At 62.6% G+C, this 8904-nt stretch carries 3 protein-coding genes; 1 reads left to right on the top strand and 2 read right to left on the bottom strand.

Features of this window, described 5'->3' with window-relative positions:
- The first annotated feature begins 70 nt into the window (after nt 1-70).
- Nucleotides 71-7288 (top strand): PPE family protein, encoded by a 7218-nt coding sequence (locus MB901379_RS02595; RefSeq protein ID WP_158015231.1) that lies wholly within the window; start codon nt 71-73, stop codon nt 7286-7288.
- Nucleotides 7289-7328: 40 nt separating this feature from the next.
- Here MB901379_RS02595 and MB901379_RS02590 read toward each other — a convergent pair whose 3' ends face one another.
- A complete protein-coding gene (locus MB901379_RS02590) occupies nt 7329-7715 on the bottom strand; it encodes a heat shock protein transcriptional repressor HspR (protein ID WP_158015230.1) in 387 nt (128 codons plus the stop codon).
- Entirely contained in the window at nt 7716-8903 is a 1188-nt protein-coding gene (gene dnaJ, locus MB901379_RS02585; protein ID WP_158015229.1) for a molecular chaperone DnaJ, read from the bottom strand. It lies immediately after the preceding gene.
- Between the last annotated feature and the right edge of the window lies 1 nt (nt 8904).

Below are 8904 nucleotides of genomic sequence, written 5' to 3'. Positions count from 1 at the left end.
TATGGATGAGTGTCACTATTGTCATGAAACACCCGGCCCTTCACCTGGTGGCGGCGAGTAGGCGCGGCCAATGAGCTTTGTGGCGTTGCCCCCAGAGATCAATTCGGCCCGAATGCACCTCGGCGCGGGGTCGGGGCCAATGCTGGCGGCAGCGGTGGCCTGGGATGGGCTCGCAGCGGAGTTGTTCGCCGCGGCGAGTGCGTTCGGGTCGGTGACTTCAGGGCTGGCGGGCGGGTCGTGGCAAGGTCCGGCGGCGGCGGCAATGGCCAGCGCTGCACAGCCCTATCTAGTGTGGCTGAGCGCGGCGAGCGCCAAGGCCGAGCAGGCGGCCGATCAGGTCCGGGTGGCGTTGGCTTCTTTCGAGGCGGCTCTGGTGGCCACGGTCAACCCGTCGATGATCGATGCCAACCGCACCATGCTGGTGGCGCTGGTGAACTCCAACGTGCTGGGCCTCGCGGCCCCGGCTATCGCGGCCGTCGAGGCCCAATACGAGCAAATGTGGGCCCAGGATGTGGCCGCCATGTTCGACTACCACGCCGGGGCTTCCGCGGCTGCCTCAGCGTTGACACCCTTGACCAAACCGGGGCAGGCCTTGACCGGATTGGCGAGCCGGGTCGGCGGCGCGGCCGCAGCGAACATCGCCAGCGCCGCCCCCGCCAGCGCCGGCATGGCAGCCGCCGCCAAGGCGGCGGTCGCCGACGCCGCAAGCGCTGTGGGCATCCCCAACCTGGGCCTGGCGCTATCGAGCCCACCAAGCCTGGGCGCTGCCAGCGTTGACATTTCCAATCTGGGCCTGGGAAATATCGGTAGCGGAAACTTCGGCAACGGCAATATCGGTGACGGAAATCTAGGCGGCGGAAACCTCGGCAGCTACAACCTCGGCTTCGGCAATTTAGGCAGCAGCAATCAGGGCTTTGGCAATTCAGGCAGCAATAACCAGGGATTTGGCAACACCGGCAGCAGCAACCAGGGCTTAGCCAACACCGGCAGCTTCAATATCGGCTTTGGCAACACCGGCAGCAACAACATAGGGATCGGCCTCACCGGCAACGGCGAGATGGGCTTCGGCGCCCTGAACTCGGGCACCGGAAACATCGGACTGCTCAACTCCGGCACCGGAAACATCGGACTGCTCAACTCCGGCACCGGGAATTTCGGAGTGCTGAACTCGGGCAGCTACAACACGGGCGTTGGCAACTCGGGCGTGAGCAATACCGGGGTGTTCAACCCCGGCCTCGCCAACACGGGCTGGGCAAACACGGGCAACTACAACTCGGGCAGCTACAACGCGGGAGACACCAACACTGGCGCGTTCAACGCGGGCAACCTCAACACCGGCATTGCAAATACCGGTGATGTCGACACGGGCGCATTTATCTCGGGGAGCTACAGCAACGGCCTCTTCTGGCAGGACGACTACCGGGCGCTTGGCATCGATCTCAAGATTAACTTTGGCGGGACCAGCGGCGACTACGCCGTGAGCATCCCGCTCGATAACACCTTCAGCGCCACCATCCCCACTATCACCACGCCGGGCGCAACCATTCCCAAGCAGACCTTCCTCAACGGGGGCTACATCGGCCCGATCACCATCCCACCGATCACGATCGTCGGCCCGCCGATAGATGCCACGCTGGGACCCGCATCGCTGGATCTGTCCCTTTCCTACGACGTCAGCCCTATCCAGCTGCAACTGATCTACATCCCACCCACCACGGGCCTCGGGAACACCAGCGCCAGCCCGTCCTCCGGCTTCTTCAACCAGGGCAGCGGCGGCTCGTCGGGCTTCTTCAACACGACCTCAAGCGCCTCAGGAATCTCGGGCTTGCTCAACTACGGTGCTCTGGAATCGGGCGTGTTCAACGTCGGCAACACCATCTCGGGCATCTACAACACCACGGGGCTGGACCTTGCGACGCCGGCCAATGTATCGGGCTTGGGCAACATCGGCAGCAACATCGCGGGCGTGCTTCGTGACGGCGTAAGCGCCACCACCTTCAACGTGGGCCTCGGCAACGACGGTGGCCTGAACTTCGGTAGCGCAAATATCGGCCACTACAACGTCGGCAACGGAAACGTCGGCGACCTCAACTTCGGCGGCGGAAACATCGGCGAAGCAAACTTCGGCGGCGGAAACCTCGGCGACTACAACATCGGCAGCGGCAACCTCGGCAGCGGCAACTTCGGGTTCGGCAACGCCGGACCGGGATTGACGGCGGGGTTCAACAACATCGGCTTCGGCAACACCGGCAGCAACAACATCGGCTTCGGCAACACCGGCGACGGCAACATCGGCTTCGGCAACGACGGCAACGGCAACTTCGGCATCGGGCTGACCGGCAACGGCCAGCAGGGCATCAATTTCGCTGGCGGTCTGAATTCGGGCAGCGGCAACATCGGCGTGTTCAACTCCGGCAACAACAACGTCGGCATCGGCAACACCGGCACCGGCAACGCCGGCATCGGCAACACCGGCAGCTACAACACCGGCGTCGGCAACGTAGGCCTGGGCAATACGGGCCTGTTCAACATCGGCAACTTCAACACCGGCATCGGCAACCCGGGCGACTACAACTCGGGTGCGTACAACGTGGGCAGCACCAACACCGGTGGCGCCAACCAGGGTGACTACAACACCGGCTGGTTCAACCTGGGCGACTACAACACCGGCCTGGCAAACGGGGGCAACGTCAACACCGGCGCCTTGATGACCGGCAACTACGACAACGGCATCTTGTGGCGGTCCGACTATCGGGCCCAAGGTGGCTTCAGTTATGCGCTTGGTCTGGTGCCCGTCACCGCCAGCCTCGACCTCAGCGTCCCCATCGACGTCCCGATCAGCCTCACCGTCGGCAACACCGTCATCGAGGGCTTCACCATTCCCGAAATCCCGATCGGTGCCTACGGCGTGGTCAGCGGAAAAATCGGCCCCGAAACCTTCCCGACCATCACGATTGTCGGTCCGGTGATCGACATCGCGATCGGCGGGCCAAATTCCGTGTTCACGCCGAGCTTCGTCGTCGACACCGGCTTGGTACAGGCGATTGTCCTCGACGTACCGTCCGGCCCGGGATTGGGCAACTCGACCAGCGTGCCCTCGTCGGGATTCTTCAACTCCGGTAACGGGACCGCGTCGGGCTTTGCAAACGGGGGCGGCAGCAATTCGGGCTTCCTGAACTTCGCCACCGACAGCCTCGGAAACTCCGGCATCAAGAACTACGGCGCGCTGGAGTCAGGTATCGCCAACCTCGGAAACAGTGTTTCGGGCCTGTTCAATACCAGCTCGCTGGACCTCCTGACGGCAGCCAACCTCTCGGGTGTGTCCAACGTCGGCAATAACCTCTCGGGATTTTTCCTCGCCGGCGATGTCGAGGATCGAATGTTCAGCGTGGGCTTCGCCAACGAGGGCAGTCTCAACGTGGGTGGCGCCAACCTCGGCGACTACAACGTGGGCCTGGGAAACGTCGGCAGCTTCAACATCGGCCCCGGGAACCTCGGCAACGGAAACATCGGCGGCGGAAACATCGGCGGCACCAACTTTGGCTTCGGAAACATCGGCAGCGACAACTTCGGCTTCGGCAATTCCGGTGCCTCGTTGACCGACGGCAACCACAACTTCGGCTTCGGCAACACGGGCAGCAACAACATCGGCTTCGGCAACACCGGCAACGGCAACATCGGCTTCGGCAACACCGGCAACAACAACACCGGCATCGGGTTAAACGGCGACGGTCTGAACGGGTTCGGGGGTTGGAACTCGGGCGACGGAAACATCGGTATTTTCAATTCCGGCACCAACAACGTCGGCATCGGCAACTCCGGCACCGGCAACGCCGGCATCGGCAACTCCGGCAGCTACAACACCGGCATCGGCAACTCGGGCCTGGCCAACACCGGCTTGTTCAACGCCGGCACCGTCAACACCGGCCTCGGCAACGTGGGCAACTACAACACCGGAGCCTTCAACATCGGCGACCACAACACCGGCAATTTCAACCTGGGCCAGAGCAACACGGGCTCGCTCAACGTGGGCGACTTCAACACCGGATGGGCCAACACCGGCAACGTCAACACCGGCGCTCTCATCTCCGGCGATTACAACAACGGCTTGTTGTGGCGTGGCGATTTCCAGGGCAACCTGGGTGCCTTCAACTACACGGTCAACGTTCCGGCCATACCGGTGAACCTGAATTTGAGCTTCCCGGTAAGTCTCCCGATCACTGTCGATGTCGGGACGATCATCATCGACAGCTTCACCTTGCCGAAGATCACGGCCAACCTCAACGGCAAAATAAAATACAAGATACCCGGGGTCGGCAAGGTAAACGTCAAGCTCTATTGGGACCTCAATATCAGCCCCATCACGTTCGAAGACATCTCGATTTCCGGGCCCACGTTGACCAGCACTATCGGCAACACCGACGGTTCCACGGTGTTGGGGGTAAATACCAACGGTACCCTGGGCCCCTTCACCATCCCACTCGTCGATATTCCGGCCGGTCCCGGTTTCGGGAACTCGACCACCAGCCTGTCGTCGGGTTTCTTCAACTCCGGTGATGGCAGCTCTTCGGGCTTTGGAAACGTCGGCAGCAACAATTCGGGCTTCCTGAATGTCAGCTTTATCGACGGAAACTCGGGCGTGCGCAACTACGGCGACCTTGAATCGGGTTTGGGCAACCTTGGCAACAGCATCTCGGGATTCCTCAACACCAGCACGCTGGACTTCTCGACGCCTGCGTTTGTTTCGGGCATTGCAAATATCGGCACCGACCTTTCCGGTTTCTACAACGATGCCTCGGGCAATGCGCCGGATTCGACATTTAACCTCGGCTTCGCGGACGTCGGTATCTTCAATGCGGGCGCGGCCAACGTTGGCGACTACAACGTGGGCTTCGGAAATATCGGGGACCTGAACTTCGGCGCCGGCAACGTCGGCAACCTCAACTTTGGTGGCGGAAACGTCGGCGACACCAACTTCGGTTTCGGCAACATCGGCAGCAACAACTTCGGCTTCGGCAATTCCGGCGCCTCGTTGACCGACGGTAACTACAACGTCGGCTTTGGTAACACCGGCAGCAACAACATCGGCTTCGGCAACACCGGCGACGGCAACATCGGCTTCGGCAACAACGGCAACAACAACATCGGATTCGGACTCGACGGCGACGCACTGCGCGGCTTCGGCGCCCTGAATACCGGCAGCGGCAACATCGGCTTGTTCAACTCCGGTACCAACAACATCGGCTTGTTCAACTCGGGTAGCGACAACATCGGCATCGGGAACTCGGGCGTCGGCAACGCCGGCCTATTCAATTCGGGCAGGTACGACACCGGCTTGTTCAACACCGGCATCGCCAACACCGGCATCGCCAACGCCGGCGACTTCAACACCGGCACCTTCAACGCCGGCAGCGCCAACACGGGCGACGCCAACACGGGAAGCTACAACACGGGCGGCTTCAATTCGGGTAACTACGACACCGGTTGGGCCAATACCGGCGACGTTGACACCGGCATTTTCATCTCCGGCAACTACAGCAACGGCATCCTGGCACGGGGCGACTACCAGGGCCTGGTCGGCATCCCGCTGTTTGACATCGCCGCGGCCCCAGGATTCGGAAACACCACCACCAGCTACTCATCGGGCTTCTTCAACAACGGCGCTGGCAGCGGATCGGGCTTCTTCAACTCCGGCACCGACTTCTCGGGCTACGGAAACCTGGGCGCGGTCCAATCCGGCCTAGCGAACTACGGCAACAGCGTTTCGGGCCTGTTCAACACGAGCGGGCTGGACACCGCTACGGCGGCCTATCTCTCGGGCGTCGGAAATGCGGGCACCAACCTCGCCGGCCTGTTCCGTGACTCCGCGGGCGGCACCACCTTCAACCTGGGCTTTGCCAACCTCGGCATCCTGAACCTTGGCGCCGCCAACGTTGGCGATTTCAACCTGGGCGCCACCAACGTCGGCGGCATCAACCTTGGTGGCGCCAACATCGGCAACCTCAACTTCGGTGCCGCAAACATCGGCAGCAACAACATCGGCTTCGGGAACCTGGGCAGCAACAACTTCGGCTTCGGCAATTCCGGTGCCTCGTTGACCGACGGCAACTACAACTTCGGCTTCGGCAACACCGGCAGCAACAACATCGGCATCGGCAACACCGGTGACGGCAACATCGGCTTCGGCAACACCGGCAACAACAACATCGGAATCGGGCTCTTCGGTGACGGCCTGCGCGGTTTCGACTCGCTGAACAGCGGCACCGACAACGTCGGCCTGTTCAACTCGGGTACCGGCAACGTCGGTATCGGAAACTCGGGCACCGGAAACTGGGGCATCGGGAACACCGGCAACTACAACACCGGCATCGGTAATACGGCCATCGCCAACACGGGCCTGTTCAACTCCGGCATCGCCAACACCGGCGTCGCGAACGCGGGCAACTACAACACCGGCAATCTCAATACCGGCGACGTCAACACCGGCTCCTTCAACACCGGTGTCGGCAACACCGGCTACTTCAATGTGGGCGACACCAACACCGGATTTGCCAACCTCGGCGACATCAACACCGGTGGTTTCAACTCCGGCAGCATGAACAACGGCTTCTTGTTGCGTGGCAATGAGCTAGGCCAGCTGGGCTTCGTGTACACGCTCAACGTCCCCACCGTTCCGGTGGACCTCGACATCTACGCAAACTTCCAAACACCGATCAGCCTCGACATCAGCGGCGCAAAGATCCATAGCTTCGATATTTCGTCGTTCACCATCTCCGGCAAATACGGCTACTCGTACAAGATCTTGGGAATCAAGTTCAATTACCCGTTCCCCTACTCCTTCTATATCCCCCCGATCAACGTCCCCAGCATTCAGATCGCCGGCTCCAGCCAGAACTTCACCGTGGGTCCCCCTGCGCTCAACACGTCGATCAATCTCGACGGCGGGCCGCTCGCCATCGCGGTCGACATGGCGCCAGCGCCGGGCTTCTTCAACTTCACCAGCAACGACTCGTCGGGCTTCTTCAACTCCGGCACCGGCTTCACATCGGGGCTAGGGAACATCGGCGCCTACGATTCGGGTTTCTTGAACGGCAGCATGGACCCCTTCGGCTCGGGAAGCAGCCAGACCTCGGGTGTCTACAACTTCGGCGATCTGCAATCGGGCCTGGTGAACGTGGGCAATACCGTCTCGGGCTGGTTCAACACCAGCAAGGTCAAGGACGCCGCGGCCTACATCTCGGGCTTCTTCAACACCGGGTCCAACCTCTCCGGCTTCTTCAACAACTAGACCGAGCCGTCGCCCCGGGTCGGAGCAGGCCGGGGGCAGCTCAGCGGGGCCGGCGCGGCTGCCACACGACCAGTGCCGTGCTCTTGGGCACCAGCGCCACCTCACGGCGTTGCTTTGCGCGCATCGTCTCGAGTTCATCGGCCATTTCCGCCAACCTCGCCTGCAGCGCCTCGACCTGATTGGTCAGCTCGATGATGCGCTTGATACCGGCCAGGTTGACCCCCTCGTCTTGCGAGAGATGCTGCACCTGCCGCAGCAGGTCGACGTCGCGCTCCGAATAGCGGCGCCCACCACCGGTGGTCCGCCGCGGACTGACCAGGCCGAGTCGGTCGTAGGTGCGCAGCGTTTGCGCGTGCATGCCGGCCAGCTCGGCTGCTACCGAAATCAGAAAGGTGCGGGTTTCCCCTTCGCGCGGACTCTTGGCCATTTAGCTGTTACCTGCCCAACCTGCCCTGGGATTGAATCCACTGGACCGCTCGGCCGCTGCATAGGCTTCCAGCGCTTCCTGCGCGGCGCCTTCCAGATTCGGCGGGACTGCCACCTTGACGGTGACCAGAAGGTCGCCGCTTCCGCCGCTGCGCTTGGGCACACCGCGTCCACGCACCCGTAGGATGCGCCCGTCGGCGGTCCCCTTCGGCACCCGGACGCCGACGGACCCGTCCAACGTCGGCACCGAAAGCGTTGAGCCCAAAGCCAACTCGGTGAAACTGACGGGAACCGTCACGGTCAGGTCGTCACCGTCGCGCCCGAAGATCTTGTGCGGCCGCACGTGCACGGTCACATACAGATCCCCCGAGGGCGCCCCGCGTAGGCCGGCTTCCCCCTGTCCGGCCAACCTGATCCGCTGTCCGTCCTCAACACCTGGCGGAATCCGCACGTTGATGGTGCGGGTGCGGGTGGTGACGCCGGTGCCTTTGCACTCGTCACAGGGGTGCTCGATGATCGAACCGCTGCCCCGGCAGTCGGTGCAGGGCTCGGAGAACCCGAATGCGCCCTGGTTCCGGTTGATCACACCGGAGCCATTGCAGTTTGGGCACACCTTGGGGCTGGTGCCCGGCCGCGCTCCACTGCCGTGACAGTTGGTGCACGGCGCCGGGCTGGTCAGCCGCAGCGGCATCGCCACGCCTTTGGCGGCCTCGACGAAATCCAGTTGGGTCTCGGTCTCGAGGTCGTTGCCCCGGCGTGGCCGGCTCGGACGGGCGCTGCCGCCGCGCCCGAACAAGCCGCCGAACAGATCTCCGATGTTGGTGCCGCCGGAGCGGCTGGCGGCATCGAACAGATCGTTGAGGTTGAACTCGGCGCCGTCTGAGCCGTAGCTGGCGCCCCCGAAGCCGCCGAATCCGCCCGCGTCAAACCGCCGGCCGCCGAATCCGCCACCGGCAAAGAGCCGGCGAGTTTCGTCGTACTCCTTGCGCTTGGCCGGATCGGTGAGTACTTCCTTGGCCTCGGAGACGGCCTTGTACCGCTCCTCGGCCGTCTTGTTGCCGGGGTTGCGGTCGGGATGATTCTCCGCAAGTAGCTTGCGAGCCACCCGCTTGATCTCTTCGGGAGTGGCGTCGGAGGAGACGCCCAGCTCCTTATAGAAGTCCTTTTCGACCCATTCACGCTGGGCCATG

Origin of the sequence: Mycobacterium basiliense (genome assembly GCF_900292015.1) — a bacterium.
GTDB classification, from domain to species: Bacteria; Actinomycetota; Actinomycetes; order Mycobacteriales; family Mycobacteriaceae; genus Mycobacterium; species Mycobacterium basiliense.
The sequence above is the reverse complement of the archived record's forward strand: the minus strand, read 5'-3'. Positions and strand labels throughout refer to the sequence as shown.

Excerpts from the sequence above, each read along its gene's own strand:
- dnaJ (WP_158015229.1), bottom strand. The coding sequence starts at position 8,903 with ATGGCCCAGCGTGAATGGGTCGAAAAGGACTTCTATAAGGAGCTGGGC.
- MB901379_RS02595 (WP_158015231.1), top strand. The coding sequence starts at position 71 with ATGAGCTTTGTGGCGTTGCCCCCAGAGATCAATTCGGCCCGAATGCAC.
- MB901379_RS02590 (WP_158015230.1), bottom strand. The coding sequence starts at position 7,715 with ATGGCCAAGAGTCCGCGCGAAGGGGAAACCCGCACCTTTCTGATTTCG.